Here is a 17,149-nt window from a genome sequence, read left to right as displayed (position 1 = left end):
AGATGCGGCCTAGGAGAAAACCATTAGGATTAACAAGTAAATTTATATTGGTGTTTAATGGTATAGCTGTGGTCGTTTTACTGTTAAGCTACCTGGCACCATTTATTAAGCCACAGATGTTTTGGCCCATAGCATTCTTAGGAATTGCATACCCAATCCTATTAGCTGTTAACATATTATTTATAGTATTTTGGCTCTTTCGCAAAGCCTCATTCGCACTTATTTCGTTAATAGCAATTGGAATAGGATGGTCAGCAATCAATAAGAATTTTGGGTTTAATGAAGCTGTTCCCGATACGTTAGAACGAGATACCAGCACCATTCGGGTAATGAGTTATAATGTAAGGATGTTTCATGATGATGAAGGTAAGGATGCTCAAAATCAAGGAGATATTTTAGAATTAATAAAAGAGGTATCGCCTGATGTGCTTTGTATTCAAGAATTTTATTCAAGAACTAAAGGCAGAAATAATATGAGAAAGCGATATATGGAAGAACTGGGATTAAACTTCTCCTATTTTATTCCATCCGCCCGAAACGATTATGATGCCTATGGAATAGCCATCTTCTCAAAGTATCCCATCACAAGTTCAGGCAATGTTGATATCAATACAGAAACCGGAATTGTAAATAAAATAGTATACAGCGATATTAATAAGGAAGGTAAGAAATTCCGGATATACAATGTACATCTTCAATCAGTAGGTTTTAAACAAGAAGATTACGATTTTATAAAGAAAGATATCCCAACCGCAAATGTAGATGTGAAGTCTACCAGGCGTATCGGCAGCCGGTTGAAGCTGGCCTATATTAAACGCAATAAACAAATAGATTCCTTGTATTCTCATACAAAAGGTGCAAAAACACCTTATATTGTAGCAGGAGATTTTAACGATACTCCATTATCCTATTCGGTAAATAAACTATCTGGCGATATGCAGAATGCTTTCGTTGAAAAAGGCAGAGGTTTTGGTATAACCTATAACGGCGCATTCCCTAATTTTCAGATCGATTATATTCTGGCTAGTAGAGAGTTTAATGTTCAGAATTATCAAATCGTTTCTAAAAAACTATCCGATCATTATCCTATCTGGAGTGATTTACGCTTATAGCTTATAAATTACATAAATCCAAAATATAATCTCAAATCTCTTTAGTAAATTCGCAGCATGAAAGATTCACTTGTAGTTTACAATACAGTTAATCGAATTAAAGAGAAGTTTGAGCCATTAAACAGCCCGTTTGTTGGTATGTATGTGTGTGGTCCAACAGTTTATAGTGATGTCCATCTTGGAAACTGCCGTACTTTTGTTTCTTTTGATTTAATATTCCGTTATTTGCTTCATCTGGGTTATAAGGTAAGGTATGTAAGAAATATAACCGATGCCGGACATTTAGAAGGAGATAGAGACGAGGGGGACGATAAGTTCTCCAAGAAAGCCCGTTTAGAGCAGGTTGAACCAATGGAAATTGTTCAAAAATATACACTTGGTTTTCATGAAGTGTTAACACTTTTTAATACACTTCCTCCTTCTATAGAACCTACTGCTACCGGTCATATATCTGAGCAAATTGAGATGGTAAAGGAAATCATCGACAATGGCTTTGCCTATGTTGTTAATGGAACTGTCTATTTTGACGTAGAAAAATATAGCAAAGAAAATAACTATACCCTATTAACTAATAGGAACTTAGAAGATATGCTTAATAATACAAGAGAGCTAGGAGGCCAGGATGAGAAACGAGGCCGCTTAGACTTTGCATTATGGATAAAAGCAAAACCAGAGCATATTATGCGTTGGCCTTCTCCATGGGGAGTAGGTTTTCCTGGTTGGCATATTGAATGCTCAGCAATGAGTAATAAGTATCTGGGCGCTCAGTTTGATATTCATGGTGGAGGGATGGATTTGGCTGCTACGCATCATACCAATGAGATTGCCCAGTCGCAAGCTTGTAATCATACCAATCCCGCAAAATATTGGATGCATACGAACATGCTTACAGTAAACGGTGTTCGTATGTCAAAATCTGCCGGTAACGGCTTTTTGCCTCATGAACTATTTACAGGTAGCCATCCTTTACTTAAAAAAGGTTATACGCCAATGTCCATCCGGTTCTTTATGTTGCAAGCTCATTATAGAAGTACGCTGGATTTTTCTAATGATGCTCTTGATGCAGCTGAAAAAGGATTTAAGCGCCTAATGAATGCAATGGTATTGTTGAAAGAACTTCACCCTTCCGATCGTGAGAATGATATTAATATTCCGGAATTAGAAGACCGTTGCTATACAGCTATGAATGATGATTTCAATAGTCCGGTTTTAATAGCTGAACTTTTTGAAGGCGTTCGTATTATTAACGGAGCTTATGATGAAAAGGTATTTCTAAATTCAGAACAAATAGACCAGTTGAAAACATTAATGGAGCAATTCGTTTATGAAGTATTGGGTTTAAAAGATGATATCTTGAAGATGGATGAAGACTTTGATAAAGTGATGGATATTGTTGTCGGGTTGCGTAATGAAGCTAAAGAGAACAGAGACTATGTAAGTTCGGATAAGATCAGGGATAGTCTTCAAAAAATTGGAATTCAGCTAAAAGATAATAAATCTACGACCCTTTGGCTGAAAAATTAGAAAACATAAACTTAAATTATGCATTGTGCCCTTAAATGGATCGTTCCCATATCATTTCTTGCTTTCCCTCATTTCGTTTTAGCTCAATCTAATAATATGGTTGGCCAAATTGTGGCTGCCGATATTTATGATTCGGAGCTGAGCGCTAATAAAGGTAGCTTAGAAGGATTAAGGAATTCACTAGATAGGAATTCTATCTACTTTAAACCGGCACCTGAACCTGCCTTTGATTATTTCAAAACACGTCCTAATATCCCAGATTCCATAAGCTGGCGTCCAGTATTGGCAAAGATTGCTAAAAGTAACGAGTGGGGCTTTACAACCGGTCCTATAAGTTGGCAGAATAAAGGCTTCGGAGAAAAATATGGAGAATATCTGACTGTATGGAAAAGAGATAGACGCGGTAAGTGGAAGATAGCTTTGAAGGCCGAGATTGAGCATCCCAATCCTTCTAAAGAAGAAGGTATTAAGTTTGTTAATCCTGCGAATGAAAAATACTTTAAGCAACAGTCTGAAGTGCGTCTCAATCAACGAGAAGATATAGTTCGTAGTACAGATCGTTTAATGGGGACCGTTCTAATGGCTGATAATGTTGTTGCCTACAAAGAGTTTTTAGGAGAAAATGCCCGAATGTTATTCGCAGGTTATGCCCCCCAAATAGGTAAAGAGAACATTCTTAATTTTCTGAAAACTAATAAAATTGAGATTAAGACAGAGAATATCGAGGTTGATAGATCGTATAGTGGAGAACTAGCTTACTCTTATGGAAGTGCTAAAGTTGTCAAAAACAACCGCGTTGAAAACTTTTATTATATCCGTATTTGGGAACTAAACGAGGAATTTAAGTGGAATGTACTTGTAGAAATGTTATTTGAGAAATAGACTTACCAAGAAGCTACTTCTCAAATAATACTATAAATACTATAACCATACTTTCAGTACATCGCAGTCTTGATATTCCTGATCAATTCTTATATAGGTTGATTTCTTTCTTTCGTCAAACCAGTCTGCAACTACCTTATTCATTTTATCTTCTAGAGCTGCTTCTTTAATCTTAGCAAAGTCATCATTGAAGCTTGCTTGATGAGGCGGAGTACGTGATTTCAAATAAACCAGGCGATAAGCACTTTTGCCATCCGGACCTGTAAAGCGGCTTGGTTTAGAGTATTGCCCAGCCTGTAAAGTGTCAATAGCAGTAAAGATGCCTGCATCAAGTTGGTCTACTGGAATATAAGTAGTTCTTGTCTGAACATTTTGAGCATTGATAATCATCCCACCGTTATACTTGGTTGCTTTATCATCAGAGTAAGTTGTAGCAGCAGTATAGAAGTCTAATCTTTTAGCATTTATTTCGTTGTATACGCTGTCTGCTAATTGCTTTGCACGCGTTAAACTCGCCTCGGTTGGAACAATAGAGATAAGTATATGTCTAACTCTTACCTGTTCACCTCTGCGTTCTAATACCTGAAGAAAATGATATCCGAAATCAGTTTCGAATACTTTTGAGATCTCTCCGGCTTTTAATTTGAAGGCAACAGCAGAGAATTCTTTTACATAAGATTCACGATCAGCGAAAGGCATTTCACCTCCATCAGGTGCCGATCCCGGATCTTGTGAATATAAGCGTGCCATGGTCCCAAAATCTTTACCACTAATTATTTCCTGACGTAATTGTTCTGCGCGATCATAAAAAGGTTTTTTCTCCGCATCCGTTAATTTGGGTTGAAATACAATTTCTCCAATCTCTACCTCTGTATTGAAGTTTGGAAGACTATCAGCAGGAATATTCTCGAAGTAGCGTTTAACCTCATTCGGAGTAACGTCTATATCTTGAGTGATTGACCGCTGCATTTTATTAGCAATCAGCATCTCACGAATCGTAGGACGCATTTCTTCTTTATACTGAAGCAAAGATCTATTCAGGAACTCTTCTAATTTCTCCTGTCCTCCAGCCTGATTTGACATATACCGCAAACGATTATTTATATTATCATCTACTTCATCTTCTGTAACGCTAATTGAATCGATCGCTGCTTGCTGCGCAAGAAGCTTTTGAGTTAATAGCTGATGTAAGATGATACATTTAGCACTAACATCAGCAGGGCTTCCCTGAGCTATATATTGATTTTCAATTTCTGATTTTAAAATAATACTATTGCCTACTACTGCAACTACTTTATCAAGCTGTTGACTTTTCGCAGAATTGCTAAATGCAACGAGGAATAATATGATTAAACTAAAATACTTCTTCATTTATGATATACTATCTGTTCAGTTTTTAAAAGATTCGCTAAGTTAGGTATTTATCGTAGATTGACTTTGCTTTTAACGATTTTTAACATTAATTCTACTGTTTAAATGAAGCTTTCTTTACCTTTGAACCCATGAGTCCGTTGAATACTTCCAATCCCTTAGCACTTCAAGCTTTGATGTCAGAGACTATCTTTGATATAGACTTTCAAAGTCCTTCGATTGATGATGCCTCTTTTGAAATCCGGCCCATACAAACGGAGTCAGAAATCGTACTTAAAACTTATGGTGGCAATAATAAGAATATTCTTTTTGTAATTTCAGATAATAGTAATGAATTTCTTTCGGCCGATGCTGAAATTGCATTTATGAAGATATTAAAAGCCTTGAAGTTAGCACTTGAAGACATTGTAGTATTGAATCATAATGAACCTGATAAGGGTTTGACATTCGGAAAGGTTAAAGAGAAGCTTAATCCTAAAAATTGCATTTTCCTTGGTGCTGAACCTCAGCTATTGGGAATAGAAGGTTGCGCAGAGAACATATTAAAAATACAAGATGACATTCAGTTTTTATACAGCTATAGTTTTGAAGAAATGCTACGAGACACAGAAAAGAAACGTTTATTTTGGGATGCAATTAAACTGATGAGTCTTTAATATGAGAGAAATAGTCTTTGCAACCAACAATAAACACAAATTGGAAGAAGTTAATGCCATGCTGGATAATCATATCATCTTAAAAAGTTTAGATGATATCGGCTGTACGGCTGATATTCCTGAAACGGGAGATACGTTTGAAATAAATGCCAGCCAGAAGAGCCATTATATCAAAGAGCATTATCAATTGGATTGTTTTGCTGACGATTCTGGTTTAATGGTTGAAGCATTAAATAATGAGCCAGGTGTTCTTTCAGCGCGCTATTCCGGATCAAGAGATATGGAAAAGAACATCAATCTGTTGCTGGACAATTTAAAGGGTAAAAGCAACCGAAAAGCAGCTTTTGTAACCGTGATATCCTTGTTATTAGAAGACAAAGAATACTTTTTTGAAGGTAGGATTGAAGGTTCGATCAGCACTGAAAGAATGGGAGATAATGGATTTGGATACGACCCGATATTTATTCCGGAAGGTTATTCAAAATCATTCGCACAGATGGATGCGTCAGAGAAAAACAACATTAGCCACCGAGCTATTGCTGTTCAGAAGTTGGCGCATTTTCTTCAGTCGGCTCAGGTTCAGTAGGTGTAGGAGCAGGAGTTTCCTCACTGGCTGGCGCAGGAGCGGCAATATTTTCAGTAGCCGGTTTTTCTTCTTCAGTAACAGGAACCTCTTCAACAGCTTTCGCTTCCTGATCATCAGATGGAATTATTTCTTCTTTCGACTTTGGTCGTAATTCAGGTTTCCATATAAAACCTTCCAATATATCTTGTCCTGCCGGAACTGAGGCAATGGGATAATAAACACTCTCTGCCTTTCGAATTGAAATGACATCTGTCATTTTGTTATCCTCAAACTTAATCTTAATCCGACTGCTTATGCTTCTTAGCATTCCTGTATATTCTTCTTCTTCAACAGTAAAATAAATACTTTCGGCATTTCCATCAACATAAATCCGGTCTAGGTTATTGTCTTTAAAATAACCTGTTATCTTTCGTCCTTTTACCTGGTTAAACTTGATTGAATCAAGTTGTGTATTGACCATAAAGGCATTCCTCTCAAATAGAACATTCTCCATCTTCTGATTCTTTAGAAGCATGTAAACAGTATCAGCAGAAAGCTGTGAACCTTGAGACCATATAATAGGTTTTCCATAACACCTGATAATGGAATCAGCATAACCGTAATAAGCCGAATCTGCAATTGCCTGCAGGTCAGATTTGAAGATTTTAACGTTATGATAAGCTTTGACAATTCTTGTTTCACCAGTGTCTGTCCTCAGGGTATCTGTTTTGGCCTGAAGTGCAACTTTAGTAGCCTCATTTAGTAAGCTATCGGCTGTTCCTTTTACCGGTGATATAAATGTTGAATCAACAGCAAAGGCATCCAAACTATCAACGTTTAAGGTATCAGGTATCTTTTCGGGAAGCCTCTTTGTCAAACTATCAATAGGAATATCAGCTTTATCAATGCTATCAGCCATCAAAGAATCGACAGTGCTTATTGTCAAAGAGTCGGCTGCGCTCACCGACAAAGAATCGGTTGTATTTAAAGAATCTGTTGGTATGAGAGGGCCTCTGCTAATTATATTATTCCGGACGGATGTGTCCGAAGGTAGCCCCAGAGACTCGTCCGGCTCTTCCAGACTATCATTCTCTTTTCCCAGATTTAATTTTAAATGAATAAAATCGCGAAGAGGTATTACTTGTGAAAAAAGAGTATCTGCTGTCATAAAAGTAGAATCTCTCTTTGTTTCCGGCTTAGTCGATAAACTATCTATAGCAGTGCTGTCGGCTGCCAAATTCGTAGAATCGCTTGAGGTCGACGTAGAATCCTCCGTCGCTAAAACAATATAGGCATTCTGCGTGACGACAGTAGTCTGCGTAGCTTTCGTATAAACACCCAGCTGTCCGCGCATAACAATTTTCTGAGCTGTATCTATAAATACAACATTTTTTACCGCGCGCCCATTCCCTAAAACTCCATCATAATACAAGCTATCACCTCTCAGAAATTTACTTCCTTCAGTGTATAAGTTATTTTTCCCAAACTTTGCCTGGTCGGTTTCTGTATTATAATCGCCATTCTCTGTATAAAGATTTCCGCTTCCTCCTTTAATATTAGTAGGTCCATAAAAATAAGCCACTTTAGAATTAGAATTATACCGCATCGTATCGGTATTAATAATAGCGTCTTTGCTTCTTACAACTACATTTTCTCGAAAATAAGCATCTTGTGTGTTCTCAAAATAATAACCATGCGTACTATCCAATGTATCAGTACCGTTAATTATTTTCCCTCCCCCATGATAAGAACCAATCTTTGATTTCATATTATAGGTTAGGTAGTTTGTGGTTAAAGTAGCACCGCGGTCTACCAATCGCACATTGCCTGTCAGCAATGCCTGTTGGGTACTTTCTGTATAATGAAGCTTATCGGCATAAACCACGGTGCCATTGGGCTGAGTAATTACCACATGGCCATAGGCGTCAAAAAAATTATCTCCTTCATTGAAATCCGAGCTGTCAGCAGCGAGCGTACTTCCCTCATGGGCAAAAACGGGATGATACCAGCGGTACGATCCACGGTCCTGGTCATAAGTTACTTTTGTATTGGATACTACCGTAATGGTTTGTTGAGCCAATAATAAAGTAGGAAATAATAAAATAATTAAAAAGAAGATTATTTTTTTCACCGCCTCAAAAATACGTTTTTGCTTTAACCAAAGTCCATAATAAAATAAAAATGTCATTTAAGGAATCGCAAATGTGCTGCCAAAGATAATTTCCATAACTTTGACTATGCAATTCATGGATAAGTTTTTGCGCTTTATTGCTGAAAATAGTTTGTTTACAAAAGAACAACCAATTCTTCTGGCTGTAAGTGGTGGCAAAGATTCTGTTTTGATGGCCTATCTATTTGCAGAAGCTGGTTTCAATTTTGGAATTGCTCATTGTAATTTCGGATTGAGAGAAGAGGCATCCAATCTCGATGAAGAATTTGTTAAATCATTGGCAGATCAATTTAAAGTTGATTTCTATTCAACCCATTTCTCTACTGAACAATATGCAAGCGAAAACCATATTTCTATACAGATGGCAGCGCGAGATCTTCGCTATAAATGGTTAGAAGAGATTCGAAGCAAGCACAATTATTCCTTTCTTGCAGTCGCACATCATCAAACAGATTCAGTAGAAACGGTATTCTTGAATCTTCTGCGGGGGACAGGCATTGCTGGTTTATCAGGAATTTTACCCAAACGAGATAAGCTGATTCGTCCCCTACTGGCATTTACCGGGGAAGAAGTAAAGGATATTGTTGTTCAGAAGAAATTAGATTTTCGGGAAGATGCATCCAATGCAAGTACCAAGTATAAAAGGAATAGAATCAGGTTGGAAGTTCTGCCTGTTCTGCGTAAAATCAATCCTGAAATTGAGAAAACGTTCCTTGCCAATAGCAAAAGATTCCATGCTGTCGAGTCTTTTTTGACTCAAGCCGTTGAGGAGTTAAGATTAGAACTCTTTATTAAAGAGCCAAATGAAGAAACTCATATTCAAATATCCCATCTAAAAGAGCTCAACCCTATTAGTTTATGGATCTATGAACTCTTTAGTCCTTATGGGTTTACAGAGGCAGTTTTATCAGATTTATTAAGAGATTGGGATAATGGTTCAGGAAGAAGTTTCTATTCCTCAACACATCAAATATTGGTAGATCGGACAAGCCTGATATTGAAACCACTTGTTAAAGAGAATTTTGAAGATCTATCTATAGAAGCACTTCCTTATGAATTTACATGGTTTCATAAAAGATATAAAGTGTATAGTGCAGATAGGGCAGACTTAAGCTTGACAGGTTTTATACAGGTCATTGATTTTGATGCAGTCAAACTTCCGCTTCTTGTCCGTTCCTGGCATCAAGGAGATCGCTTTCAGCCCTTGGGTATGAAAGGACAAAAAAAAGTGAGTGACTTCCTGATCTCTTTAAAAATACCGGTTACTTTAAAGCAGGAAGTACCTGTCATTGAAGATGCTGGTCAATCAATTGTAGCAATTTTACCCTGGAGAATTGATGATAATTTTAAGGTGACACCAAAAACTAAAAAAGTTATTATCTTCGATGAAATAAAAGATGAGTAAAGCAATTTATATCGAAAACCAATACCTCGGCCGGGATCGCGGATGGCTGAGCGTACGCTTACTTTTAGCGTTATTCTGCTTCGTTGCCTATTATCTTAATATAGAGCATGAAGAGAATAGCAGGCTATTTTTAGTTGCAGGCTCCATCATTATTTTTGTTTCCATCATCATGATGTATATGCTGCATTACCGAATTACGGTAACAGAAAATAGCATACAAATGAGCGGATTATGGACCACCCGCCTGGTAAAGATTGATTTAAATAGCGTTGTTAAGGTAGAAAACAAAGGTTACAGTACGTTCTTGGTTAATAACCCGGTTTATAATCTTCATCAAAATGGTAAAATACGTTTCTATGCCGGTGGTAAGAAAGCTGTTTGGATAACAGACCGCGAAGGATTAGTGTATATTATTGGTAGTCAGCGACCAAAAGAACTGGTGGACGCCATTAAGCAAGCGCAACAAAAGTAATACACTCGTCAATTTTACAGCAGATAAATTTTTAATAAACAGTTTTTTATTAATTTTGTTAAAGATTTATAAAAGAAAAGGATTTACAACGATATGGGTTTTATAAAGTTTTTATTTATTGCAATATTGGTCTTATGGATACTTCGTATACTGACGGCTCGTTTATTGCCATGGATTTTAAGAGGCTTTGCAAAAAAAATGCAGGAGCAAGCCTTTAAAGAATTTCAGGCACAGGGTCAGCAAAGAAGTAGACAAAACCCTCGTGAACATCAAAAGAAAGCGGATGGTAAGATTAATATCGATTACATTCCTCCTCAGCCATCTAACCAGAATGGCGCAAACCAAGCAGGTGAATTTGTTGATTTTGAAGAGATAAAGTAAGCGTTTTTATACAAAATACTATTCTCTTCATAAAAATTGGATTCTATTCTATATTTTTGAGTTTTCAGACATAGAATTCAGAGAATGAAACATTGGTTTACGCGTAACTCCGTCCATTTTGCAATCATTGGACTATTTATAGCTATCAGCTTTATCTATTTTACTCCTGCCTGGCAAGGTAAAGAGCTTGTACAACAAGATGTTATCCAAGCGAAAGCCATGCAAAGGGAGATCATGGATTTTAAAGCAGAAGATGGTACAGCACCACTTTGGACCAATGCAATGTTTGGTGGAATGCCTTCTTATCAGATCTGGGTATCCTATCCTAAGAACATTACAACCCATGTTATGGGTTTCTTTAAGACCGTATTTCCCAATCCGATTGATACCATTCTCTTCTATTTAATAGGTTCTTATTTGCTCTTTAATGTAATGCGCGTTAAGCCATGGATTGCCGCATTAGGGGCAGTTGCATTTACTTTCTCCTCTTATAATTTTATATATATTGAAGCAGGGCATGCCAGTAAAGCCTACGCTATTGCTTTCTTTGCACCTGTTATAGCCGGTATTTTACTAACGTTACGGGGTAAATATCTATGGGGAGCCGCTTTAACAGCCCTGTTCCTGGCCTTAGAGATCAGGGTAAACCATATTCAAATGACCTATTACCTCCTTATTGCTATGTTAATATTGGTGGGAATAGAACTATATCATGCCATTAAAGAAAAGAAAACAGCTGAATTTGGAAAAGCTATCGGTTCTTTGGCAGTAGCTTGCGTATTAGCTTTGGCAGTAAATGCTGGCTTATTATGGACTACCTATGAATATAGCCAGGAATCTATCAGAGGTAAATCAAATTTAACAACTGAAGCAAAGGCTGCAGATACAAAAGGAGTTGATAGAGAGTATGCCTATCAATGGAGTCAGGGAGTAATGGAAAACCTTACTTTCCTAATTCCTAATGCATACGGCGGTGGTTCAGGTCCTCAATTAGACGAAAACTCAGAAGTTGCAAAAGTGCTTCTTAAAGAAGGTGTTCCTGCAAACCAAGCGGTGGGTTTCGCACAGCAAATGCCTACCTATTGGGGCGATAAGCCTTTTACCTCTGGACCATGGTATTTTGGTGCGATTGTAATTTTCTTATTTGTATTGGGACTATTCATCGTTCACAGTCGCTTAAAATGGTGGCTATTAGGAGCAACGCTTCTGAGTCTATTCCTCGCCTTTGGAAGACATTTGCCATTTATTTCCGATATCTTCTTTAATTATTTCCCACTTTATAATAAATTCAGAGCTGTAGAGTCAACTCTGGTAATCGCATCCCTCTTTATTCCAATCCTTGCAGTATTGGCTTTAAACGAAATTATTACCAAGCGGACAGAGATTCCAAAGTTAGATAAAAAGGTACTTTATAGCTTTTATATTGTCGGTGGCATTGCCTTAATTGTAGCCATTTTGCCCAACCTGTTCTTAAGCTTTAAAACCAGTAATCATCAGGCAATAGCTCAACAGTTAGGACAGCAGCTTGGCGATAATAATTTTGCACAATCTATCTTGAATGCATTGGTTAGTGATCGTACCGCTATGGCAAGAAACGATGCTTTTAGATCGTTCATTTTTGTATTGTTAGGTTCAGGAGTCGTTTGGCTTTGGGTTAAAGATAAATTGAAACCAAAAACAGCTATCATTTTATTAGCAGTAGCTATTCTGATTGATATGTGGGGTGTAAACCGTCGCTATTTAAACAAAGATAATTTTGTTGAAGCATCTGTACTTGCCAATCAATTCCCGAAACGTGAGGTAGATAAATTTATTAACCGTGATACACAGCCAGATTATCGGGTTCTTGATTTAACCATTTCTACATTCAATAGTGCAAGCACATCGTATTATCACAATACCATTGGAGGATACCATGCTGCTAAATTAATGCGTTATCAAGAATTATTAGAACGTCAGTTCAATAACGCCATTAATCAGGATGTATTGGATATGCTGAATACGAAGTATGTTATTACTTCCGATGGGCAAGATTCTCAACATATCCAGAACAGAAGTTCGGCTGCAGGAAATGCATGGTTTATCAACCGTATTAAATATGTAGATAATGCAGAGCAGGAAATGCAAGGACTTGATAGCTTCAATCCAAAAGACGTAGCTATCATTCACACAGAATTTAAACACCTTATCGATTCTGCCAAGATCAGTAATTCAACCAATGCCATTATAGAATTAGTTGATTACCGTCCAGATCATTTGATATATGAATATTCTGCTCCAGGCACCGTTGTAGCAGTATTTTCTGAAATCTATTATGATAAAGGATGGAAAGCGTATGTAGATGGTCAAGAAATTCCATATTTCAGAGCCGACTATGTATTGCGTGCTGCTCAGCTTCCCGGAGGTAACCATAAAGTAGAATTCAAATTCGAACCTCAATCTTATTATACCGGAGAAACTATTTCCCTTATTGCTTCCGTCTTATTACTTTTAGTATTGGGCTTTGCAGTTTGGAGAGAACAAAAGGAATACAAGGCCTCCTCTAAAAATTCTTAAGCCGTAAGATTACATAAGGACATAAGAATGTTGTTTGCATAGAATGTGAATTGCGAAACCAATTAAATAACCTGATGAAAAAAATCAATTACATCTTCATCGTTTTGATGGTGTTAATTAGCACGGTCCCTGCTTTTGCACAACAATTTAAAGTAATGGTTTATACGGGGCCGGATCGATGGCATGACCCTACTGTTCCGGTTGCCATGATTGAGTTCAAGGAGATGGCATTACAACATCATTTTGAATTAGTTTGGGCACAGAAGAACGGTAGTGGAAATGTTAGAGATCCTTTTTCAGCAGAATTTCTGAAAGGAATTGATGCCATTGTTTTTCTTCACTCAAAAGGAGAAGACCTTTCTGATGCACAGAAGGAAAATTTCAAAGCTTTTATCCGCAACGGTGGCGGATTTGTGGGCATCCATGGATCTTCTGCCAATAGAAACCAGGAAGAATGGTTCCGAAAACTAGTCGGACGCAGCCTTACTGATCACCCAGAAGAGCAAACTGCTGTTATGAATGTAGTTGATAAAAATTTCCCGGCTACTATGCATCTTCCCGACAAATGGATCTGGACTGAAGAGTGGTATTCATATGGAGAAGCATTGACAGGCAATTTGAAAACATTGCTTACAGTAGATGAAAAAACCTATGATCCTGATAGAACATGGGGAAACCCCAATAGATTTACTGCAATGGGTGATTTTCACCCTGTAGCATGGTATCAGGAATATGATGGAGGGAGATCATTCTACACAACTCTTGGACATATGCCTGAGGCATTCAAAGATCCTTGGTTTTTAGCTCATATTTATGGCGGTATTTACTGGGCAGCAACAGGCTTAGGAATAATTGAATAAACCCCAAATTAACCCTCCTATTACATTTATTTTTACATATTTCTTTGTTCTTCCGTTGTATCTGCGTTAAAACAGCCAAAAAAGCACAGACTCAACGGAGGGATCACTCGCTAATAAGCCGAATATGTAAAGCAAGGGTAATACATGGTTAAAGCATGATTAGAAGAAATTATGAACCTGGCTTATCATTTTTGATTAATTTTCTTTACTTTTAATAATTTAGGTATAAAGAAAATTCAAAGAAACCATCATGAGTTCATGGAGTTTATAAATCGAGAAAACGATAACTCATGATAGCTTCATTTCCATTAAAAAACAAATTAATATAATGAAAATTATCGTACTTGACGGTTGTACATTAAATCCGGGAGATTTGAGTTGGGATGGCTTAAAGCAGTTGGGTGAGGTTGTAGTATATGATCGCACACCGACTGATAAAATAATTGAACGCTGCAAAGGTGCGGATGTTCTGCTGACTAATAAAGTTTCTATTGGTGAGAAAGAAATAAATAGCCTGCCTGATTTAAAATACATCGGGGTTACGGCAACCGGTTATAATATTATTGCAATCGAAGCTGCAAAAAAACGTGGAATAACTGTGTGTAATGTGCCTGGTTATAGCACGCCCTCTGTTGTGCAATTAACTTTTGCATTGTTGCTGGAACTCTGCTTGCATGTTCAGCGCCATAGCGATGCTGTGACAGATGGCAAATGGTCGCGTTCTTTAGATTTTAGTTTTTGGGATTATCCGTTGATTGAGCTTTCGGGTAAAACAATGGGGATCATCGGTTTTGGCACCATCGGACAACAGGTTGCTGATGTGGCTACCGCTTTTGGGATGAATGTTATTGGCGCAAGCCGAACACATAGTAATCAATCACAGCGCAAGAATTTTAAATGGGCAGAGATACCTGATCTTTTAAAAGAATCGGATGTAGTGAGTATCCATAGTCCGTTAACCCCTCAAACAGAAGGTTTAATTAATAAGGAAAGCTTAAAAAGCATGAAAGCTTCTGCATTTCTTTTAAATACCGCCAGAGGGCCTATTATCGTTGAGGAAGATCTTGCATCCGCATTAAATGAGGGCGTTATTGCCGGGGCTGGTATTGATGTGTTATTGCTTGAGCCTCCTGCAAAAGATAATCCGTTGTTTAATGCGAAGAATTGCATCATAACTCCTCATATTGCCTGGGCAACGATCGAATCGCGCACTCGTTTATTGCAGATTGCTACAGATAATTTATCTGCTTTCAAAAAAGGTAATCCGGTTAATGTGGTAAACGGTTAACAATGCAGATCCTTATCTCTCCTAATAGCTTTAAGCATAGTTTGAATGCTTCAGAGGCAGCTTTAGCTATCCAGAAAGGTTTTTTACAAAGTAAGCTTGCTTGCAATTGTACCTGCTTTCCGATAGGCGATGGAGGTGATGGAACGGGGGCATTAATTATAGACAATTTTAAAGGAGAAATAATAGAATCGTCCGTGCACGATGCATTGGGAAGAGAGATAAGCACATCTTTTGGATTGATTGACGGTGGCAAAACAGCTGTTATCGAGATGGCAAATGCATCTGGAATACGCTTGCTGCAGTCGGAAGAATTGAACCCATTGATAGCAACATCTTTTGGAACCGGTGAACAGATAAAAATAGCTCTTGAAAAAGGAGTAAAGAAGTTCATTATTGCATTGGGAGGTTCAGCCACGGTGGATGGTGCCTGCGGAATATTGAAAGCTTTGGGTATCCGTTTTTTGGATAAAGAAGGTAAAGAATTGATATCGCTTCCAGAGAGTCTGGTTGATTTGTATTCTATTGACCTTTCTTTATTTGATAAAAGAATGTTGGACTGTGAGGTGGTTGTTCTTTGCGATGTAGACAATTTATTATTAGGTAATGAGGGAGCAGCTGCTGTCTTCGGGCCTCAAAAGGGTGCATCGACAGAAGATGTGAATAAGCTGGATAAAGCGCTTTCTAAACTGTCAGAAGTAGCTTTGAAACAGACTGGAAAGGATATGGCTTCTGTAAAGCATGGCGGTACTGCAGGAGGTGCAGCAGCCGGATTGTATGCCTTTTTAAATGCAAAGCTTGTGAATGGAATTGATTACTTTTTAGAGTTTACTGATTTCTCTTCTTCTTTAGAAAATGCAGATCTGGTAATTACAGGAGAAGGAAGTATTGATGAGCAAACGCTGCAAGGAAAGGGGCCATTTGGAGTAGCTTATCGGGCAAAGCTTAAGGGCTTGCCGGTTATTGCTTTTGCAGGGAAAGTGCCTTTGGATGTGAATACTGATTTGCAGGAATATTTTGATGTGATTTTGTCAATCGGAAATGAACCCATTGATTTAGCCCAAGCTTTTAAGCATACGGCTTCTAACCTTACAAGGACAGCTGAAAATTTAGGGAATCTTTTGGCCTTAGCTAATCAAGCTTCTGATTAATCGTTTGTTCGCCTGTTTTTCAAATAATACCAGCTTAACTTGGCTGCAATAATTGCATGGTTAAATAGGTTGGCAGTAAAGCCATAATACTCAGTAAAGATGTGGAAGCGTTCTTTCAGACTTTCACGGTGGCGTTTTTTAGACATCCCCCCAACTAGGTATTTAGCAACATATTGATGAGTATTTACAATCTTTTTTGCTTTTCGGGCAGCTTTAAGAATCCAGTCGATATCTGCGCTTAATTTATAATGTTCATCATAGGATTCGGTTATTTCTCTGCGGATATAGATGGCTTGATGGCTGATGCTCATACCATATCTAAAGCTGCGCCAGGTAAACTTTTCGGGAACTTTATGCCGGCGTGTTCCCAGGCTTTCCCAATCTTCATTGAACATTTCAGTCTCTCCGTAATAGATATCAGCATTCGGTTCTGATGCAAACACCTTAGATACAGTATTATTGGCATATATCTCATCGCCTGAATTCATAAACAGAACATAGTCGCCACTCGCCATTTTTAACCCTTTGTTCATGGCATTATAGATCCCCTTATCGGGTTCGCTGATCCATTTGGTGATCTTATCTTCGTAATTCTTAATTATATCCAAGGTCCCGTCTGTTGAACCTCCATCGACAATGATGTATTCTATTGCATCATAATCTTGATTAATTACTGAAAGCATGGTCCGTTCAATATCCTTTACGTTGTTATAAACGATGGTGATAACTGATAGGGTGGGATGAAAATTAGTCGGCATG

Annotated in this window: 15 protein-coding genes; 12 read left to right on the top strand and 3 right to left on the bottom strand. The window is 37.7% G+C overall.

The window, feature by feature from the left end:
• The first annotated feature begins 2 nt into the window (after positions 1 to 2).
• The 3 genes from C8N28_RS06855 to C8N28_RS06845 are packed head-to-tail and all read left to right on the top strand — an operon-like array spanning position 3 to position 3,518.
• Entirely contained in the window at positions 3 to 1,112 is a 1,110-nt protein-coding gene (locus C8N28_RS06855; protein WP_132222955.1) for an endonuclease/exonuclease/phosphatase family protein, read from the top strand.
• A 57-nt stretch (positions 1,113 to 1,169) separates the two neighbouring features.
• Complete coding sequence (gene cysS, locus C8N28_RS06850; protein WP_132222953.1) at positions 1,170 to 2,636, top strand: cysteine--tRNA ligase; 1,467 nt, start codon at positions 1,170 to 1,172, stop codon at positions 2,634 to 2,636.
• 18 nt (positions 2,637 to 2,654) lie between these two features.
• Positions 2,655 to 3,518 carry a hypothetical protein gene (locus tag C8N28_RS06845; RefSeq protein ID WP_132222951.1) on the top strand — a complete coding sequence of 288 codons (864 nt, stop codon included), beginning with the start codon at positions 2,655 to 2,657 and terminating at the stop codon, positions 3,516 to 3,518.
• Positions 3,519 to 3,557: 39 nt separating this feature from the next.
• On the opposite strand, the gene C8N28_RS06840 is transcribed toward C8N28_RS06845, so the two are convergent.
• Entirely contained in the window at positions 3,558 to 4,889 is a 1,332-nt protein-coding gene (locus tag C8N28_RS06840) for a peptidylprolyl isomerase (protein WP_132222949.1), read from the bottom strand.
• 131 nt (positions 4,890 to 5,020) lie between these two features.
• Between C8N28_RS06840 and C8N28_RS06835 the strand changes: the two genes are divergently transcribed.
• A complete protein-coding gene (locus C8N28_RS06835; RefSeq protein ID WP_132222947.1) occupies positions 5,021 to 5,545 on the top strand; it encodes a hypothetical protein in 525 nt (174 codons plus the stop codon).
• A 1-nt stretch (position 5,546) separates the two neighbouring features.
• Positions 5,547 to 6,131 (top strand): non-canonical purine NTP diphosphatase, encoded by a 585-nt coding sequence (locus C8N28_RS06830; RefSeq protein WP_132222945.1) that lies wholly within the window; start codon positions 5,547 to 5,549, stop codon positions 6,129 to 6,131.
• On the opposite strand, the gene C8N28_RS06825 is transcribed toward C8N28_RS06830, so the two are convergent.
• Entirely contained in the window at positions 6,079 to 8,298 is a 2,220-nt protein-coding gene (locus tag C8N28_RS06825) for an OstA-like protein (RefSeq protein WP_132222943.1), read from the bottom strand. The genes C8N28_RS06830 and C8N28_RS06825 overlap by 53 nt on opposite strands.
• 58 nt (positions 8,299 to 8,356) lie before the next feature.
• Between C8N28_RS06825 and tilS the strand changes: the two genes are divergently transcribed.
• From tilS to C8N28_RS06790, 7 genes are all read left to right on the top strand, one after another.
• On the top strand, positions 8,357 to 9,685 hold the full coding sequence (gene tilS / locus C8N28_RS06820) for a tRNA lysidine(34) synthetase TilS (protein WP_165870309.1): 1,329 nt from the start codon (positions 8,357 to 8,359) through the stop codon (positions 9,683 to 9,685).
• On the top strand, positions 9,678 to 10,157 hold the full coding sequence (locus C8N28_RS06815) for a hypothetical protein (RefSeq protein ID WP_132222939.1): 480 nt from the start codon (positions 9,678 to 9,680) through the stop codon (positions 10,155 to 10,157). The genes tilS and C8N28_RS06815 overlap by 8 nt, the downstream gene beginning before the upstream one ends.
• A gap of 93 nt (positions 10,158 to 10,250) precedes the next feature.
• The gene (locus C8N28_RS06810) at positions 10,251 to 10,538 is read left to right on the top strand and encodes a DUF4834 family protein (protein WP_132222936.1); all 288 of its coding nucleotides are present in this window, start codon (positions 10,251 to 10,253) and stop codon (positions 10,536 to 10,538) included.
• 84 nt (positions 10,539 to 10,622) lie between these two features.
• Complete coding sequence (locus C8N28_RS06805) at positions 10,623 to 13,094, top strand: YfhO family protein (RefSeq protein ID WP_132222934.1); 2,472 nt, start codon at positions 10,623 to 10,625, stop codon at positions 13,092 to 13,094.
• A 74-nt stretch (positions 13,095 to 13,168) separates the two neighbouring features.
• Positions 13,169 to 13,954 carry a ThuA domain-containing protein gene (locus tag C8N28_RS06800; protein WP_132222932.1) on the top strand — a complete coding sequence of 262 codons (786 nt, stop codon included), beginning with the start codon at positions 13,169 to 13,171 and terminating at the stop codon, positions 13,952 to 13,954.
• 328 nt (positions 13,955 to 14,282) lie between these two features.
• Positions 14,283 to 15,242, top strand: coding sequence for a D-2-hydroxyacid dehydrogenase (locus tag C8N28_RS06795; RefSeq protein ID WP_132222930.1), 960 nt, complete (start codon positions 14,283 to 14,285; stop codon positions 15,240 to 15,242).
• A gap of 2 nt (positions 15,243 to 15,244) precedes the next feature.
• Complete coding sequence (locus tag C8N28_RS06790; RefSeq protein ID WP_132222927.1) at positions 15,245 to 16,390, top strand: glycerate kinase; 1,146 nt, start codon at positions 15,245 to 15,247, stop codon at positions 16,388 to 16,390.
• Here C8N28_RS06790 and C8N28_RS06785 read toward each other — a convergent pair.
• Positions 16,387 to 17,148 carry a glycosyltransferase family 2 protein gene (locus C8N28_RS06785; protein ID WP_132222925.1) on the bottom strand — a complete coding sequence of 254 codons (762 nt, stop codon included), beginning with the start codon at positions 17,146 to 17,148 and terminating at the stop codon, positions 16,387 to 16,389. The two genes, C8N28_RS06790 and C8N28_RS06785, sit on opposite strands and share 4 nt — an antisense overlap.
• Position 17,149 lies beyond the last annotated feature (1 nt).

The sequence above is a fragment of the Albibacterium bauzanense genome (assembly GCF_004339765.1).
Lineage (GTDB): Bacteria > Bacteroidota > Bacteroidia > Sphingobacteriales > Sphingobacteriaceae > Albibacterium > Albibacterium bauzanense.
The sequence above is the reverse complement of the archived record's forward strand: the minus strand, read 5'-3'. Positions and strand labels throughout refer to the sequence as shown.

What these genes read in the sequence shown, in the direction of transcription:
- C8N28_RS06855 (WP_132222955.1), top strand. Translation starts at nt 3, where the DNA reads ATGCGGCCTAGGAGAAAACCATTAGGATTAACAAGTAAATTTATATTG.
- cysS (WP_132222953.1), top strand. Translation starts at nt 1,170, where the DNA reads ATGAAAGATTCACTTGTAGTTTACAATACAGTTAATCGAATTAAAGAG.
- C8N28_RS06845 (WP_132222951.1), top strand. Translation starts at nt 2,655, where the DNA reads ATGCATTGTGCCCTTAAATGGATCGTTCCCATATCATTTCTTGCTTTC.
- C8N28_RS06840 (WP_132222949.1), bottom strand. Translation starts at nt 4,889, where the DNA reads ATGAAGAAGTATTTTAGTTTAATCATATTATTCCTCGTTGCATTTAGC.
- C8N28_RS06835 (WP_132222947.1), top strand. Translation starts at nt 5,021, where the DNA reads ATGAGTCCGTTGAATACTTCCAATCCCTTAGCACTTCAAGCTTTGATG.
- C8N28_RS06830 (WP_132222945.1), top strand. Translation starts at nt 5,547, where the DNA reads ATGAGAGAAATAGTCTTTGCAACCAACAATAAACACAAATTGGAAGAA.
- C8N28_RS06825 (WP_132222943.1), bottom strand. Translation starts at nt 8,298, where the DNA reads ATGACATTTTTATTTTATTATGGACTTTGGTTAAAGCAAAAACGTATT.
- tilS (WP_165870309.1), top strand. Translation starts at nt 8,357, where the DNA reads ATGGATAAGTTTTTGCGCTTTATTGCTGAAAATAGTTTGTTTACAAAA.
- C8N28_RS06815 (WP_132222939.1), top strand. Translation starts at nt 9,678, where the DNA reads ATGAGTAAAGCAATTTATATCGAAAACCAATACCTCGGCCGGGATCGC.
- C8N28_RS06810 (WP_132222936.1), top strand. Translation starts at nt 10,251, where the DNA reads ATGGGTTTTATAAAGTTTTTATTTATTGCAATATTGGTCTTATGGATA.
- C8N28_RS06805 (WP_132222934.1), top strand. Translation starts at nt 10,623, where the DNA reads ATGAAACATTGGTTTACGCGTAACTCCGTCCATTTTGCAATCATTGGA.
- C8N28_RS06800 (WP_132222932.1), top strand. Translation starts at nt 13,169, where the DNA reads ATGAAAAAAATCAATTACATCTTCATCGTTTTGATGGTGTTAATTAGC.
- C8N28_RS06795 (WP_132222930.1), top strand. Translation starts at nt 14,283, where the DNA reads ATGAAAATTATCGTACTTGACGGTTGTACATTAAATCCGGGAGATTTG.
- C8N28_RS06790 (WP_132222927.1), top strand. Translation starts at nt 15,245, where the DNA reads ATGCAGATCCTTATCTCTCCTAATAGCTTTAAGCATAGTTTGAATGCT.
- C8N28_RS06785 (WP_132222925.1), bottom strand. Translation starts at nt 17,148, where the DNA reads ATGCCGACTAATTTTCATCCCACCCTATCAGTTATCACCATCGTTTAT.